Raw genomic sequence first — 17,299 nt, forward strand, 5'->3', positions numbered from 1 at the left:
TCAGAAATCCGACGCAAGCTTGCTTGCAGGAAGATTTTTGAATTTGGTATCAGAGTGTCAAAAAACTTTTTGACCCTTTCATCATAATATAGCAATATTCTAATAGTTTGTCAAATCGTATATATGTTAGGATTTCATTAGAAAAACACGATTGTTACTGCTCACTATTCTACTTTGCCACCCGGATATTCTTGCTGCCGCTAAATCCTTCCGGCGGCTCTGTCTCCGTGAGGATCGTCGCTTCTTCAAACACCCCGAACGTCACCGAACTTACCATGCCGAATTTCTGGCTGTCCGCCAGCACATAGCAGCGCTCTGTCTGGCGCATCGCCTCTTGCTTGACTAATGCCTCATTCGGATCCGGCGTCGTGAAACCGTGGCGCTTGCTGACGCCGTTGGTTCCAAAAAATCCCTTTGTAAAATGATAGCCCTGGATCGTCAGGATCGCCTGGCTTCCGATGACCGCCTCCGTCGTGCCCTTTAACTCACCACCAATCAGAATTACGCGGTTTCCGGCGGCTGCCAGCCGTTTGGCATGTGATACCGCATTCGTCACAAACGTGGCGCTGCGCGCCGGAAGATAGTCTAAGATATACCCGGTCGTCGTGCCCGCGTCCAGATAGACAAAATCATCCGGCTGGATAAGTCCCGCCGCAAACTGGGCGATTCTCCTTTTCTCCTCCTGCTGCAATTCCATCTTCTGTGCCACTGACGGTTCGGTTCCCGTAAATGTCCCGTCTGAGGACACCGCGCCGCCAAACACCTTGGTCAGGCGCCCCGCCTTGTCAAGCGCATTCAGATCCCGCCGGATCGTCGATTCCGAAACTCCCAGCACCTCTTTAATCTCAGGAACTGTCACACTCCTCTTTTTATCCAGAAGTTCCAAAATCAGTTCGTATCTTTTTTCTGTCAGCATGACTCTTTTCCTTTCATCTTCTGCTGTGGTTGAACTTTTTTTAGCTCAATTTTTCACTTCTCTCTGTCTTAATATTCTTATCAACTGCAGCTGCTTTCGACAATGACCTTCCGAATCGGCAGCACACGCCCCGGCGATACGGAAAGCTCATCCACACCCATTTTCAGGAATTCTTTTGTCAAACTCAGATCCGCGCCCAATTCGCCGCAGATACCTGCCCAGATTCCCTCGGCGTGCGCATTTTCGACAACCATGCGGATCATCGCCAGCACCGCCGGATGGTGCGGATCGTAAAATGCATCCAGCTCCGGGTTCTGACGGTCAACTGCCAGCGTATACTGGGTCAGGTCGTTCGTTCCGATGCTGAAAAAGTCCACTTTTTTCGCCAGTTCCCGGCTTACCATGACTGCCGCCGGGGTTTCAATCATAATGCCCTGCTTCGGGTCGCCAAACTGGAGATTCTGTGCGGTCAGCTCCGTCTTGACCTCCTCGACAATCTTCGCGATCGCCTCGACCTCCCAGACACTTGTGATCATCGGATACATGATCTGGAGATTGCCATAGGCACTTGCCCGAAACAACGCGCGAAGCTGTGTCTTGAAAATCTCCGGTCTTGTCAGGCAGATACGGATCGCCCGGCAGCCCATCGCCGGATTTTCCTCTTTTTTCAGTTCAAAATAATCGCACTGCTTGTCCGCGCCGATGTCCAGCGTGCGGATAATGACCGGTTTGCCCGCCATCGTTTCCGCTACCTGTTTATATACCTGGAACTGCTCCTCCTCCGTCGGAAATGTTTCTTTTTCCAGATACAAAAATTCGCTGCGGAACAGTCCGATGCCCGCCGCATCGTTATGAATGACCGACGCCAGATCCTTGCTGTTGCCAATGTTCGCATACAGGCGGATCTTCTTGCCATCCAGAGTGACTGTTTCGCGCCCTTTCAGGGTTTGCAGCAGTTCTTTCTTCTCCTGTTCCTCCCGCTGCCGGCGGCGCATTGTTTCCAATGTCTCCTCATCCGGTTCCACATACAGAACTCCGTTAGTACCATCCACAACCGCAAATTTCCCATCTACCGTCTCATCGAGCGCCACGTCCGTTCCGATCAGCGCCGGAATGCTCATTGTACGCGCCAGGATCGCCGTGTGGGAATTGACGGAACCGTGTACCGTCACAAAGGATAGCACCTTGTCCTTTTCAAGCTGTACCGTCTCTGACGGTGCTAAATCATCTGCCAGAATAATCACCGGCTCGTCCGTATGGATGCCCTGACCTGCGCCTCCGGACAGAACGCGCACAATCCGCTCCGAAATATCTTTGACATCCGCCGCGCGCCCGCGCATATATTCGTCCTCCATCGCCGCAAACATCTGGGCGAAATTGTCACCGGTCACCGCAACCGCATACTCGGCATTGACCTTCTGCGTATCGATGATATTCTGAACCGCGTCCAGATAGTCCTCGTCCTCCAGCATGATCTGGTGAATCTCAAAAATCGCCGCATTCGCCTCGCCAACTTCTTTTACCGCCTTTTCATACAACTCGCCGAGCTGGCGGATGGACTCCTGAACTGCCGCATTAAACCGCGCTTTTTCCTGCTCTGCATTCTCTATTTTTGTCCGTTTTACGGTCTGCTCGCCTTTCTGATACACACATATTTTTCCAACTGCGACACCGCCAAATACACTTTTTCCACGATACGTCTGCATGACCATTCCCCTTTCCATTGATCCATTATCAAAAAATGCCGCCATGTAATAATCCCTTACATCGCGGCATCTTTGTTAAACTACATATTTTCCTTCATAAACTGGCTGACTGCCTCATAAGCTGCTTCTTCGTCCTCGCCCTCAAAGGTCAGGGTTACTTCCTGTCCGTTCTTTACCGCCAGTCCCATGATACCGAAAATCTTTTTGCAGTCGCCGCTCTTTCCATCTTTCGCCAGCTTGATCGTACTCGTAAACTGTTTTGCCGCCTTTACCAGTTCACCTGCCGGGCGTGCATGGATTCCTTCCGGGTCTGTAATGGTATATTTAAACTCTTTCATGATGATGTTCTCCTTCTCATTATAACCTATTTTGATTGATTTGACCAAAAAATTTCTAATAAAGATTCACATTCCGTCAAAAAAAATTATTTATCTATTCTTCTACATTCTTCTTGAGAACTCCTAAGAGTACCGTCGAGATCGCCATGCCAACCACCAGTGCCAGCAGGTAGAACAGCGGATTTCCCATGACTGGGAATACGAAGATTCCGCCATGCGGCGCCATCAGCGTACAGTTAAATAACATGCTCATCGCTCCCGCAACACCCGAACCGACGATGCAGGCTGGAAGCACGTGTACCGGATCGGACGCTGCAAATGGAATCGCGCCCTCCGTGATGAATGCCAGACCCATGATGAAGTTGGTCGGTCCTGCCTCACGCTCTTCCTTTGTAAATTTCTTCTTAAACAGCATTGTTGCCAGCGCAATCGCACACGGCGGTGTCATACCGCCAATCATAACAGCTGCCATCACATCGTAGTTGCCGGAGGCGATTGCCGCCGTACCAAATACATATGCCGCCTTGTTGAATGGACCGCCCATGTCGATCGCCATCATCGCCGCCAGCACAAAACCAAGAATCAGCTTACTCGAACCACCCATGCTGCTCAGACCATTGTTTAACGCCATATTGATCGCGCCCATGACCGGCTCTACGACGAAGCTCATAACCAGTCCGATGAGCAGGACGCCCACAACCGGGTAAATCAGGACCGGAGCAATCTTTTCCAGTGCCTCTGGAAGATTCTCGCACGCTTTCCGAAGCGCCAGAATCAGATATCCGGCAATAAAACCTGCCGCCAGGGCGCCAAGGAAACCTGATTTTCCCTGAGAAGCAATCATGCCGCCGACAAAACCGACTGCCAGCGCCGGGCGGTCTCCGATCGCCATCGCGATGAAACCAGCCAGAATCGGGAGCATAAAGCCAAATGCCACACCGCCGACATTTTTAAACCATGCCGCCAGCGGGGTAATCGTACCAAAGTTTACACGCTGGTCGAGCGGAAGTGCATTCATATCCACACTGAAACCATCAATCAGAAACGCAATCGCAATCAGGATGCCGCCGCCGACTACAAACGGAAGCATGTGGGAGACACCATTCATCAGCTGCGTGTAAATCTGGTGTCCGACACTGCCCGATTTGCCGCCAGAGGCTGCCTTTGCCGGGCTGCTGCTTCCAGATGATGCTGCGTGGTAAACCGGTACCTCCCCGGACGCCGCGCGCTCCAAAAGCTCCGGTGCCTTGCTGATACCGTCCGAAACCTGACATTCGATCACTCGTTTTCCGTCAAACCGATCCATCGGCACCTGTGCGTCCGCTGCCACGATGATGCAGTCCGCCGCCTCGATCTCCTGTGCCGTCAGCACATTTTTTGCCCCGGCTGAACCGCGCGTCTCAACTTTTATCTTCCAGCCCTTCGCGCGTGCCGCTTTTTCCAGGCCTTCGGCTGCCATGTAGGTGTGCGCGATACCGGTCGGACAGGAAGTAACCGCTAAGATCTTCGGTCCGGCTGTCTTTTCCGTCTCTGCACCCGCTTTTTGCGCCTGAATCTCCTGACCACCTGCTTGTGCGGCATTCTCTCCATTTGTATCTGCCGCTTCTTCGCCGGAATCAGCCGCCAGTCTCTCATCGATGCCTGCCTGTTCTGCATCTGCCTTATCAATAATGGAAAGAAAGTCTTCCACCGAAGAGGCATTTCGCAGGGAATCTGAGAAATTCTCGTCCATCATGAGAACGGAAAGCTTGCTCAACACATCCAGATGTACGTTATCTTTTGTATTTGGCGCTGCAATCAGAAACAGCAGAGTGACCGGTTCGCCGTCCAGGGAGTCGAAATCCACGCCATTTTTGATGACCATCGCCGCCAGCCCCGGCTTTTTGACCGCATCACATTTTCCATGAGGAATTGCAATCCCCTCGCCGATACCGGTCGTGCTCTCTTCTTCTCTCGCATAAACCTGCTTGCGAAATGCCTCGACATCCGACAGCTTTCCGCTCGCCGCCATCAGCTCTACCGCCTTGTCCAGTGTCTCCGATTTGCTGGTGGGTGCCGCATCCAGCGATATACTTCTCGGATCTAGTAAATCAGTAATCTTCATATCTGTTGCCTCCCTATTTATGCCCGAATGTCAGGTATGCATTGCATATCCGGCAGTACATTCTGCCAGCTTCAAAAATGTCTGCATACAACCTCATCCGATTTTTGTGATTTTACAGGTCTCATACACTTTCTTTATCTCATCCTTCGTCGCCAGCTGCTCCGAAAAGGCGCTCGCGCTTCCAGCTGCCAGTCCCATGCGGAAGGCGTGTTCATAATCTCCGCTCTCCCCGTATCCGGCCAGGAAACCGGCTACCATCGAATCTCCGGCTCCGACACCATTTTTCAAGGTTCCCTTCGGTGCTTCCGCCGCATAGACGCTTCCATCCTCCGCCAGAAGAACCGCGCCCTTGCCTGCCATCGAAACCAGCACGTTGACCGCACCTTTTTCCTGCAGCTTCTTCGCATACGGAACAACTTCCTCCCGCTCCGAGAGCTTCACGCCGAAAATGTCTCCCAGTTCATGATTGTTCGGTTTGATTAAAAATGGATGGTGTCCCAGCACATTGAGCAGCAGATCCTTGGTCGCGTCCACAACAATCCGGACGTCCCTGCCATCCAGGCGCTCCATAATCTTCTGATAAATATCATCCGGCATCGACGCTGGAATACTTCCAGCCAGCACCAACGTATCATCCGCCCCCAGCCGGTCAAGCTGGGTCATCAGCGCATCCACCGCTTCCCGCGGAATCTTCGGTCCCCGACCGTTGATCTCAGTCCCGTCGATGGATTTCAGCTTCAGGTTGATGCGGGAGACTCCCTCATCCAGGGAAATAAACTCGGCTTTCACGCCCAGCTGCTCCACTTCCTTCCGAACCTCCTCGCCGACAAACCCGGCAGTAAAGCCAAACGCCGTATTGGCAATTCCAAGGTTTTGAAGGACCGTCGAAACATTGATTCCCTTTCCGCCCGGAAGCAAAAGCTCCGAATCCGTCCGGTTGGTCAGTCCGAGCTTAAAATCGCTCACTGACACAATATAATCTAACGATGGATTAAAGGTTACCGTATAAATCATAAGCCTTCATTCCTTTCTTATCTTGATTGATTCTGACTGTATTATAAAATCATTTTCATTCAAAATCAATCAAACTTATTCACAAACATGTTGCCTCTTTTTGGGTTATATTGCACAATTTTGATTTTTTATGATTGTTTTTGATTGATTGTTTCGTGTGAATTCCGGCGAAACGATTGCTGTCACTGATGGAATAGTGTTTCCAAAAACATCATTTTTACTCAGTTTCATCTCCTCTTCTAATCGTAAAATCCCCCTTTGTTGACAAGGATTTCCCCATTTGCTATAGTAAATGAAGAATTTTGTAATATCTTTGTAATATTTCCAAGATGTTTTTATATCAGAAAGGATATACGATATGAACGATTCCCCTTTGAAACCTGCTTCTTCCAGGCGCAAAAAAATGGATAAAACAATGATGGCGATCTATTTCCTGATCCTTTTTATTGTGGCCGGGGCGGCTCTGCTGGCATTTCTATGCCTCTCTAAACCTTCTGATAAGAGGAACAAAGCCGGCTCTGATCCTTCCATCGCTTCTTCCAGCACCTTAAAAAACAGTCATCAGACCGGCACCGATGCTAAAAGTACGGCGAAAGCCAAAATCAAAGAAGAAAAGCCGGTCGATCCGTATGAAAATCTGGCGGTCGCCAATGTGGATGATGCGCTGAACCTGAGAGAAAAACCAGATACAGATGCCAAGGTACTCGGCACCTGCTTCCGCGGAGGCGGCGGTACCATTTTAAAACGCAAAAATGGCTGGACAAAAATCCGCTCCGGTGGGCTGGAGGGATGGCTCAAGGACGATTATCTTGTATTTGGCGATGATATCAAGCCGCTCGCCAAAGAGCTCGGTCTCTATATCGCTACCGTCAGCACACAGACACTCCATGTACGTGAGGAAGCCAGCACGGATTCTGCCATCGTCGGTCTGGCTGCCGCGGAAGACTACTATCCTGTACTGAGTCAGGAATCTGGATGGGTCAAAATCCAGCTTTCCGTTGACACCTCCGGTTACGTTTCTTCTGATTATGTCACAATCAGCGTCAAGCCAGGACGCGCAATCAGCATTGAGGCTGAGATGGCAGCGCTGGAGGCGGCACGACAGGCTGCTGAAGAAGCTGAGCAGGCATCCAGAGCCGCCGAGGAAGCCCAGATTGCAGCCGCAAAATCGCAGGCAGAAGCAAACGCGGCTAAAGGTTCCTCCCAGACTTCGGGAAAATCTGGAAATTCTGGAAGCTCTTCGAAAAAGAGCACGGCTGCACCAGCCGCTAAATCATCCTACGTGATCTCCGCCTCCGAGAGCGACGTTTATCTGCTCTCCGCCTGCCTCACGATGGAAGCCAACGGCGGATCCTATGAAAGCTATCTGGCAGTCGGAAGTCTGATCGTCAACCGCGTCAAATCTGGCAAATGGGGCAAATCCATCTCCAGCGTCATCTACGCGGACGGACAGTTCCCAGGCGCGACCTCCGGCCTGCTTGACAAATATCTCGATAGAGGACCGTCCTCTACTGCCACCAAGGCGGCAAAGGCAGCGCTCGCCGGGGAGAATCAGATAGGCGACTACCTTTATTTTACCTCGACCAAATCAGCAAACTACGACAGCTACTCCAGCTATCAGGTGGTTGGTGGGAATTGTTTCTATAAAAAATAAAAGGCTAAAAAAGGCGGATTTAAACGCATTACATTAAACCTCATATACATTCCCATCGCCTTATGATATGATAATCATATCAGCAAAACATACAGGCAGAGGACACCTACTGTCCATACCTTATTGATAGGTACTCTCGGAATCTTTCCTGCAAATCATCTCACAACATTAAGCACAGAAAGCTTCCGGGAGTCCATTGATTACAAATGGAGGAAATTATGAGAAAATCAATTTATACCTTGATGGTTTCCACTCTCATCGCAGCCGCCAGCATGACCGCCTGCTCCAGCCAGCCGTCTGAAACAACCACGGCTGAAACAACTGCCGCTGAATCCACACAGGAAAACGATACATCAGCAGAAAGCAGCGATGCCAGCGAAACAACTACTGCCGGAGAAAAAGAAAACGCCCAGACAACGGATGCAGATCATGCAGAAGACGAGACTCTGAGCGAAAAAGAAATCACAGAACTTTACCGTGGTTTTGCCAGATCCCTTCAAAGCATCATCGCCAATAAAAATATGAACGATTTAGCCGAGCTGCTTGTCTATCCGTCCTACATCGGCATCGATGACGGGATTGTCGTAAATAACAGAACTGAATTTATGGCTCTCGACGCAGACAAGGTATTTACCGACGCGCTGATTGAGGCAGTCAAGACAGCCGATGTTTCTTCCACCGAACTGACCAAGGCAGGTTTCATCGTAGGCGATCCATCCGGTAAAACGGCAGTTACCTTTGGTCTGGACAAAGAGGGATCTATCGGTATCACAGCTATTAACTACTAATCAGAGATAAAATAGTGAAAAAGAGCGCCGCAACACTCACAAACCGGCTTTCCATTTCTGGTAAAACTGCTTCATGAGTGCCGCAGCGCTCTTTTCTATGTTACAGCCAGACAACTGCATCCATCAATCCGGCTGACTGCTTCTTCTACATTATCCTTCAATCGCAATATATTTTTTCTGCTCGACTTCCGGTTTTGCTTCTTTCTTCGGAACAAAAATCTTCAAAATACCATGCTTAAATTCCGCCTTGATATCTTCCTCTGTTATATCATCACCGACATAGAAGCTTCTCGCACAGGAACCTGCGTAACGCTCTCTGCGGATGTAACGACCGGACTTTTTCTCTTTCTCGTCCTCATCCAGTCCCTTCGCAGCCTGAATCGTCAGATTACCATCTTCCAGGGAAATCGAAATCTCTTCTTTCTTAAATCCCGGCAGATCCATCTCCAGCTCATAGCCATCTTCCATTTCCTTGATATCGGTCTTCATCAGGTTCTGTCCATGGCGTCCATACAGCTTTTTCTCTATCTTCTGTCCGGCGTTATCATCATAAAACGGAAAATCATTAAAGAAATCATCAAACAAATTTTCTCCAAAAATACTCGGCATTAACATAAGTCATCTCTCCTTTTCTAACTTCATTTCATTATGTTTATTTACCAACATTTTCGGAACCGGGACGGTCTGGGAACTTTTCTTTTCTTCCTCTTCCTTCGTTCTGGCTATGTTATAGCACTTCTTATTAGCACTGTCAAGAGTTGAGTGCTAATTTTTTGTGAAGAATTTGTGAACGCTACGAGCCATGCACATTTACGTGAAAAGGGCTGTGAAATAAGTCCCTAAAAGAAATAGAGGATGTGACACCTACCACTGAATCGATCGCTGCACCTGCCTCCAATTATCAAAAAAGTAAATCATGAACGCTCCGTTCACTGCAGACATTTTACGCAGACTGACTGGGGCAATATCAAGAACTACGATTTATGTATCAAATCCAACGACTACGGCGCACCTGAAACAGCCCAGATTATTGCAGATCTGTTCCGGAAGAAAATGCACCTTTAATTGTATTCTTATTTCAAAGAAACTCCCTTAACCGTGTTCTCATCCGATTCTTTCCATACACAGCACAAACGAGACACTTTGCATCCCTGTTTTATCAGGGATTGCAGTTCTTACATGGTTCATATCCATCTGCAATCACTTCATCGCGCGTACCGGTAAATTCCTGCCGGTTTGCCGCCTTCATATGGGTGACAGATGTGCAGCTTGGAAGGTGAAATTTTTTCGAGTTGGTATTGAGAATGTAGGTCTGAACCGTCGCGCTGCTTCCAGAGGATCCAGCGCCGCCTCCCGACGAACCAGCTGCTCCCGATCCAGCCGATTGATTCTGGCAGCTGCCATTTCCAGCCGTTCCCTGTCCGGCTGTGCTTCCCACACTTCCAGAACCGTCCGCCCAGCTTTCTCCTGTCGCATAATCGATCGCAATACCCGGCTGGACATTATAGACGTACACGCAGAACAGCACTCCCTCGCCCTGATCCTCGACGGATTCCGCCTCCATCAGGACGCCGGAGGCAACCAGATTATTGCCCTCAAAAACCGGTGTCACGCGGTACATGACATGGTTTCCGGTTTCTTTCACGTAATCGGCTGTCAGATTTTCAAATGGCAGCATTCCCTGTACGTTCAGATAGCGGGTTCCGGTAATCAGGTTTTTGACATTAGCATTCTCCGCCGTGAGCTGGTAGCCGATCAGATGACAGCGGTTATAGAGATACTTTCCATCCACATTGTCATACTTCGCCGTATGCCAGCCCGTCGGCTTGACTTCCCCGATCGAGCCGCGCTTCTCCGTCGGCATCGTGTCCTGCGAAACCGAAGCATATGCCACGCCGCAGCGCCCCAGGCTGTCCAGATCACTGTAACTCTCAAATGATACATCCGTCAGGTCCGCATCGGTAAAATACGGCACATTTCCATTGACCGCCACATACGGCTGACCGGAATATGCCGGTACATCCGCCAGATTAAATGACGTTCCCGAAGCAGAAGATACACGGTTTCCACCATTTTCTGACGATGACACCGCCTGCGAATCTCCGTCCGCACTTTCCGCCTGATTTTCCTCCGCGCTGACACTTCCGTTTCCATTCAGACTTTCCTCTGGAATCTCCTGCGCGCACGCTGAAACAGACAGCATCGCCGCTGCAGCCAGCCCCAGAAGCCACATTTTCAATTTTCTCATATGAATTTCTGCCTTTCCGTTTAAGCCTATCCCTTTCAGAGCCATGTAGATTTGCGCGTTCTGGCGCCTGATTTTCAGGTGCAGAACCGGCTCTTTTTTATATTTGACTTGTTTTTTATGTTTTTCTTACTCTTTTATATTGTACTTACTTTTTATGTATATTTTTTACCTGCGCACATACCGCTCTTCTGTGATTTTCTCATGCGAGGAACCCGCATATTCCTGCGTTTCTGCCAGCTTCCAGCTGCCCAGATCCATCTTAAAATACATATCTGCCGGATAATCCCGGTTCCAATGACAAAGAATCACTTCTTCGATCCGGCTCTCATACGGAACAACATCCTTGTCCTCGACAAAACAGTACTCTCCCGGCCCCGCCTTTTCCAAAAACGCTTCATCTGCCTGAATCTGCCCGGATTGCCCCAGTTGCCCGGATTGTTCCTGTTCTTTCGGCATATTTCCATTCACCTGTAAAAACTGTTTCTGGCTGTATGCATTCATCCACAGTTTTTTCCCACCTGTCAGCTCCATAATACGCTTTCTAAGCACGCGGTCCTGGCTCTGCCGTCTGTGATTGAACATCATGCCGTTCTGATTATCCACACATACAATTATCTTCATCTCTCTTTTTCTCCCTTTTTCTATCTGCTGTACGCTTCATGTTTCCCAAGGAATCAAAGCAAGCGTCAGCTCCTCCATCCAGGTCCGCAGATTGGGACGCCTGACTGCCAGCGTGTTGACAATCACCGATCGTACACGCACCGGCATCGTTTCTCCTTCTTTTACCAGCCTGCTCACATCGTTTATGACATAAAAATTGCCATTCTCATATCCCAGATACATCATCACATGTCCCGGAAAATATAGAAGTGTGCCCGGTTCTAATACTTTTAAAATCTGCTTTTTTTCTGAGCAGCGCCGCCCCGCCAGCTCTATTTTTCGAACTGGCATCTGCAACTGCCCGGTCGTATTGCGAGGCAGGATCCATCCAAAACAGCGGTACACTTCCCGGATATAGGAAGAACAATCCCGGCTTTCCAGCATTCCGCCCCAGCCGTAGCGGTCTCCCAGACACTTGAACGCCTGTTTAATAATCTCCTCATTTGTCAAGCTCAAATATCCCACCGATACGTCCCGGCTCATCGGAATCAATCCTTTTTGCCGGAAGAAACTGCCATCCGGGGCGCGGCATGGAAGCCAGACGATGTAATTATTCCAAGACAGTCTGTTCTGTACCCTCTGTTCTGCCTGTGCTTCTGTTGTCTCTATTACCGCTCCTGTCCCTTTTTTTCTGTTTGTTTCTATTGTTTCTTTTATCTCTGGGATTCCTTCTTCCACGCACAATTCCAACACCGTCCCCATCCGAAGCCGGTACGCACTGGTTCCCGGATAGACTGCACTTGCTTCCAGCCAGACCATGTCCCCTGTCACTACTAACGGATGGATCGGAAATGCCGCCATCAGCCATTCCGCCCGGTTCCGACAGACTGCCACCGACTCTGCCGATATCCAGCCCTCGCTGCATTCATTCCGAACATACAGATAACTCTCCTCCTGCACCGAACCCAAAATCAAAAGCGGTTCCCCGACCATACAGAGACAAAGTGCTGCCTCATCCCACTCCGGATCGGATGGATCCTCCTCATCGGCTAAAAAAGTCTCCATCGGAAACTGTTTGATCAACCCCTGTGAAATCGCGATTCCATATTTGATATGAACATTTTTATCCACGGAATTTTGAGCATCACGCACAGTCCAATTTATCCCCTGTATCCCAAATGATAAGAAATTTCCACACCATTTATCATAAACAACTCTCTCTTCTTTGGCAAAGGCTTCATTTTTCAAATCATGCATTTCCGTTCCAGATGTCCGTAAAATCCGTGCATTCAAATTTTCAATTTCTTCCGGCGTCATTTTTACTGTTCCTGGCGCATTTCCTGTGTCAATCCAATGTTCTACCCGGCATTGTTCCTTCGAAACATCTGGTGCGAATGATAAAAAAGACGATCTCATATGAACTGTTCCAAAACAGCCTGCTTAATTTTCGTATCTTTTATATGATGCATCTTCCTTTTTTATACACAATAAGGAATCGGCAACACCCTCAGCTGGCGTCTCGTCGTTTCCGAAAGTGCCCCAGCTGACTGACCAGCAAATCCATCAGATCCTCGCCGTCCATGGCATATCCACTCTAACTCACATTACTTATACTCAATCACATACCAAATCCAGAACTACCTCTTGCGTCTCACATTCCCACAAAAGGCATCTGCTTCCACGATTGAGTCCCCAGATTTAGTAATTCTCCGCATGAACCTCGAAATAAGCCTGCGGATGCGCGCATACCGGACAAACTTCCGGTGCTTTCTCTCCTACTACGATATGACCGCAGTTGCGGCATTCCCATACCTTCACTTCGCTCTTCTTAAATACTTCCTGTGCTTCCACATTGTGAAGCAGGGCACGGTAGCGCTCTTCATGGTGCTTTTCAATCTCCGCTACCATACGGAATTTCGCTGCCAGTTCCGGGAATCCTTCTTCCTCAGCCGTCTTGGCAAATCCATCGTACATATCTGTCCACTCATAATTCTCTCCGTCTGCAGCAGATGCCAGATTCTCTGCGGTATTTCCCAGACCGTTTAATTCCTTAAACCACATCTTTGCGTGTTCTTTCTCATTGTCCGCGGTCTTTAAAAAAAGGGCGGAAATCTGCTCAAATCCCTCTTTTTTTGCCTTGGATGCAAAATAGGTATATTTATTTCTCGCCTGTGATTCGCCGGAAAAAGCCTCCCTCAGGTTCTTTTCCGTCTGGGTTCCTGCATATTTGTTAGCCATTGCATTGTCCTCCTTTTAATTGCATGAAAACAGATCATCTTTTCTTTCTATTATAGCACGATTGAATGTTTTTAATATGTTTTTCAAAAGCATTTTTTTCAAAAATCCAGACAATCATTATATAAGGGCTCTTTTCTTGTGCTGTAGCCGACTCATCGAAAGGTTCGCCAGCCACAACATCAATTACTTACTAAACGCCTCTGCTGTATTTGGCAGGCTCGTCACAAGAATCATACTTGCCACAAGCATTGCCGCTATTTTCTTTCTTTGTTTTATCATTGTCTGCCCCCGTTCTTTTTCCGGTGTTATCCTAATTATTATATGTTGTGTAAATTGTGTTTTTTGCGTATTTTAAAATATGCTAAATGATTATATTTGGATAAAAAAAAGAGGCGGACGTTTCGCCTGCCTCTTAAAATCTTGTTTTAGAATCCATACTGCTGTCGAATCATATCAATTTCTTGCTGATAATCCGCTCTTGTTGTGGATACAAGATTGAAACTCCGATCATAATAATCATATCCACCACCCTCTATGTCTACAAACGCCGGGTAATTTTCCGGTGTCGACCAATATAATGTAGAATGCGGCATAAGCCCTCCACATTGGCTTTTATATTGTGTGCTTGGAGCGCCATGTGCTTCAAAGATGGCTCTTTTTGTGTCTGGATCATCTATCGTTGGATCAAAATATTTATAAATAAGTGTTCCTGGATAATATTCTGCACCACCATACGGTTTTTCCGTACCTACTGTTTTGCACGTATTTGTTCCCTTTCTAGGGTAATATACGCAGAATCCATTCTTGTAATAAACAGTAAAACCAGAGCCTGTTCCTCGAAGTGCACCAGGCTCAATTTCTCCGGCTTCTATTTTGGCGATGTAGGTAAGATACTCATCTGGTGTAACAACCCGTATTTCCCCATAGACCTTGTTCTGATCTCTCGTATTGTTCGCCATAAGGAACGCGGTCTTGCTTAATCCATTTGGAAGGTATCCAGCCGGATCATATGCTGGAATATTATCCGCATTTTCGTTAATCTGCGTATTTGTAGTATTTGCTCTTGTCTTTGTCTGGACAATGCCGTTTTCTGTCCACTGACCTTTTTCATTGACGGTGTATCCATCTGGCGTAGTGGTGCTTACGTACATGTGACCGTCGTTTGTGTCGAAGTAATAGCATTCCCGTGTGCCATCTCCGTCTGCATCGATCCACATCCAGCCACCGGACTGCTTTTCGCCAAAACCATGCTGCTTTTCCTTATCGTACTGTTCCTTTGTCTGTACTACGTTCTGATATACCCACTGTCCGTCTCCATTCACGTAGTATCCGTCCGGAGTTGATGTATTGGAAAGCATATTGCCGTTTGCATCGAAATAATAGCATTTGCCATCGATCCACTGCCATCCATTTGAATAAACGGATCCGGAAGCATCTTTTACATACTGCCATGTGCCATTCGTCTGCTTCCATCCAACTGGATTATCCGCAAATATCGACATGCTCATCGACATCGACATCACAACAGCGGATAATGCGATTAACTTGCTTTTTTGCTTCATATTCATTTCTCCTTTTTGAGTATTTTTATTTTTCTTATGTTCTTATTATCTCACATAAGGATAGCTGTTTAAAGGGTGATCTGTTTTTCAGATACGTATTTTTAAGAAAATTACAAAGTGATCGCACGATCATCACAAACCTCAACATCTCACAGTTTTTCACTGATTGCACAGCACCGTTTCTTACAGAAGGTAATACCATACAGCCGAATGTCCTTCCGATCATCGTTCAGAAGATATTCCTGATAACGGCGATCCCTGATCTGATCGATAGCCTTTTGACAAGTCATCTTCATATCGTCAAAGTTTTTTGTATATTTTAGTTCTGCGACGATTCCCGCATCTGGATCGTCCGTTTCTACGATGATATCCGCAAATCCTTCTCCGGCTTCAACGTTTGACTTTACAAGCCAGTCTGCGTTTCCGGTAAGGATCCCGACGAGAAGGTTATGATAAGAGCTTTCTTTTTCTTCTTTCCTTGCCTTTGTATCAAATACGCTGATGGAATTACTGAGTACGCGGTTTAAATACTGCTCGACACCTTCGGTATCTCCTTCTTCAAAAGCCTTCCAGAATGCTGTTAGACGCTCCGTGTTACTGAAGATCGACTTTTTAAACCACTCGTTAATCTGAAGACGAAAGACTTCTCGTACTTCCCGGTTTGGAATAATCAGCCGATAAGCTCCGTCTTCATTTCTTCCACTCTGCGTCAAATACCCGGTCGTAAAAAGAACGCTCCAGAGATTTTCGATGCTCTGATCGACCTCTTCATACGTGAGATCCAGGCGAAGCTCCTTTTCGATGGCTTCACCGTTGATCAGGCGCTCAATTTCATTCTTCGTCGTTTTATTTGCTTTATCGATAAAACGCTTTACGAGGTCATTTCCGCTTGTGTTGATCCAGTACGCTTCCGGCTTTGCCTCTTTGTCATCCTTCGCGCGGTCCACAAAATTTATTACATCCCATGGACAGTATACATCTGCATTTCCGAATCTGTATCCATCGTACCACTCCTTCACTTCTTCGAAGCGATCCTCCAGATGATAATCTAAAAGCAGTTTCCGTACTTCCGTATCTGTAAAACCGAACTGTTCGTCAAAACGCGTATCCGTGATCGACAGGATCTTGAAATTGTTGAGGCCCGTAAAGATACTTTCTTTCGAAACACGAAGGCAGCCGGTCAGCACTGCGAATGAAAGCGAATCGTTTGTTTTTAATGCTTCACCTAACAGTCCGCGAATAAAGTGAACCATTTCTTTGTAATATCCATGCTGAAATGCTTTATCCAGCGGGACATCGTACTCATCGATGAGAATGACTGTTTTTTTACCATAATGCTTATATAAAAGAGCCGACAGCATCTTTATAGAAGAAGATACAATGTCGGAATCTTCTTCCTGGACTGTCATATCTAAAAGTCGGCAATAATTCTTTTTATCTATATCCAGAAGTCGCTCGCTGTTTTTCAGATCATAAAATCTTTCAGCTTCCCGTTTGATCAGTTGAATACATTTACGTTTTGCTTCTGAAAAACTCAATCCCTCCACGTCCTTTAAAGAAAGAAAGATAACCGGATATTGCCCCTGATGCTGCTCGCACAGTTCCTTATTCTCAGAAACATACAGCCCATCAAACAGTGATGTATCCGTTCCAATCTCAAAAAAGCTCTTCAGCATACTCATGTTGAGGGTCTTTCCGAATCGGCGCGGGCGTGTGAAAAGATTCACTTCACCCCAGTTTAAAAATAACTGTTCGATTAATTTTGTTTTGTCGATATAGTAAAAACCATTTCGACGTATCTTTTCGAATCCATCAATTCCAACCGGAAGTTTTAATTTTTTTTCCATAAAATCCTCCCGCTTTTACTTTTTTAGAACTTCTGTTTTCTTTTATTGTCTCACATTTTTTATAAAAAAGAAAGAGAAAGAAAAAAACATATGCAAAAACGCCGGATAAGAATCGTCGTCTTACCCGGCATTTTTCGTTATTTCTCTTCTTTGAATCTCTCGAAGCCCTTCTTGTCTTCCGATGTCACACCTCTCTTATAGAAGTATTGGCAGGTCTTACAGTTTTCCGCTCCGCGCCTCTTATATGGGCACTTTACTGTTTTCTCGTAAATGCAGCGGTTCCG

At 47.4% G+C, this 17,299-nt stretch carries 14 protein-coding genes; 2 read left to right on the plus strand and 12 right to left on the minus strand.

Annotated elements, in window-relative coordinates; translation table 11 throughout:
• Positions 1–169 precede the first annotated feature (169 nt).
• The 5 genes from DXC57_RS04105 to pfkB all read right to left on the minus strand — a co-directional run bounded on the left by DXC57_RS04105 (position 170) and on the right by pfkB (position 6,078).
• Positions 170–916 carry a DeoR/GlpR family DNA-binding transcription regulator gene (locus DXC57_RS04105; RefSeq protein ID WP_107000352.1) on the minus strand — a complete coding sequence of 249 codons (747 nt, stop codon included), beginning with the start codon at positions 914–916 and terminating at the stop codon, positions 170–172.
• 80 nt (positions 917–996) lie between these two features.
• Complete coding sequence (gene ptsP, locus DXC57_RS04110; RefSeq protein WP_118651348.1) at positions 997–2,622, minus strand: phosphoenolpyruvate--protein phosphotransferase; 1,626 nt, start codon at positions 2,620–2,622, stop codon at positions 997–999.
• Positions 2,623–2,702: 80 nt separating this feature from the next.
• Complete coding sequence (locus DXC57_RS04115; RefSeq protein ID WP_022359198.1) at positions 2,703–2,960, minus strand: HPr family phosphocarrier protein; 258 nt, start codon at positions 2,958–2,960, stop codon at positions 2,703–2,705.
• A gap of 94 nt (positions 2,961–3,054) precedes the next feature.
• On the minus strand, positions 3,055–5,064 hold the full coding sequence (locus DXC57_RS04120) for a fructose-specific PTS transporter subunit EIIC (RefSeq protein ID WP_118651268.1): 2,010 nt from the start codon (positions 5,062–5,064) through the stop codon (positions 3,055–3,057).
• Positions 5,065–5,157: 93 nt separating this feature from the next.
• The gene (pfkB, locus tag DXC57_RS04125; RefSeq protein WP_118651270.1) at positions 5,158–6,078 is read right to left on the minus strand and encodes a 1-phosphofructokinase; all 921 of its coding nucleotides are present in this window, start codon (positions 6,076–6,078) and stop codon (positions 5,158–5,160) included.
• A 403-nt stretch (positions 6,079–6,481) separates the two neighbouring features.
• Between pfkB and DXC57_RS04130 the strand changes: the two genes are divergently transcribed.
• Positions 6,482–7,732, plus strand: a complete 1,251-nt coding sequence (locus DXC57_RS04130; protein ID WP_243101269.1) for a cell wall hydrolase — start codon at positions 6,482–6,484, stop codon at positions 7,730–7,732.
• Between the two features lie 218 nt (positions 7,733–7,950).
• A complete protein-coding gene (locus DXC57_RS04135) occupies positions 7,951–8,520 on the plus strand; it encodes a hypothetical protein (RefSeq protein WP_118651272.1) in 570 nt (189 codons plus the stop codon).
• Positions 8,521–8,670: 150 nt separating this feature from the next.
• Here DXC57_RS04135 and DXC57_RS04140 read toward each other — a convergent pair whose 3' ends face one another.
• From DXC57_RS04140 to DXC57_RS04175, 7 genes are all read right to left on the minus strand, one after another.
• Complete coding sequence (locus tag DXC57_RS04140) at positions 8,671–9,135, minus strand: Hsp20/alpha crystallin family protein (RefSeq protein ID WP_022359203.1); 465 nt, start codon at positions 9,133–9,135, stop codon at positions 8,671–8,673.
• Positions 9,136–9,679: 544 nt separating this feature from the next.
• Entirely contained in the window at positions 9,680–10,768 is a 1,089-nt protein-coding gene (locus tag DXC57_RS04150) for a DNA/RNA non-specific endonuclease (RefSeq protein ID WP_118651354.1), read from the minus strand.
• Between the two features lie 165 nt (positions 10,769–10,933).
• Positions 10,934–11,389, minus strand: coding sequence for a ribonuclease Z (locus tag DXC57_RS04155; protein ID WP_117796337.1), 456 nt, complete (start codon positions 11,387–11,389; stop codon positions 10,934–10,936).
• Positions 11,390–11,425: 36 nt separating this feature from the next.
• Entirely contained in the window at positions 11,426–12,520 is a 1,095-nt protein-coding gene (locus DXC57_RS04160; protein ID WP_182457199.1) for an NlpC/P60 family protein, read from the minus strand.
• A 546-nt stretch (positions 12,521–13,066) separates the two neighbouring features.
• Positions 13,067–13,606: a rubrerythrin gene (gene rbr, locus DXC57_RS04165; RefSeq protein WP_118570056.1), complete on the minus strand. Its 540-nt coding sequence runs from the start codon at positions 13,604–13,606 to the stop codon at positions 13,067–13,069.
• Between the two features lie 425 nt (positions 13,607–14,031).
• On the minus strand, positions 14,032–15,168 hold the full coding sequence (locus DXC57_RS04170) for a hypothetical protein (protein ID WP_118651276.1): 1,137 nt from the start codon (positions 15,166–15,168) through the stop codon (positions 14,032–14,034).
• A gap of 149 nt (positions 15,169–15,317) precedes the next feature.
• The gene (locus DXC57_RS04175) at positions 15,318–17,015 is read right to left on the minus strand and encodes an AAA family ATPase (RefSeq protein ID WP_118467816.1); all 1,698 of its coding nucleotides are present in this window, start codon (positions 17,013–17,015) and stop codon (positions 15,318–15,320) included.
• Positions 17,016–17,299 lie beyond the last annotated feature (284 nt).

This window comes from Clostridium sp. TF06-15AC (assembly GCF_003481165.1).
In the GTDB taxonomy this organism is placed as follows: Bacteria; Bacillota; Clostridia; order Lachnospirales; family Lachnospiraceae; genus Otoolea; species Otoolea fessa.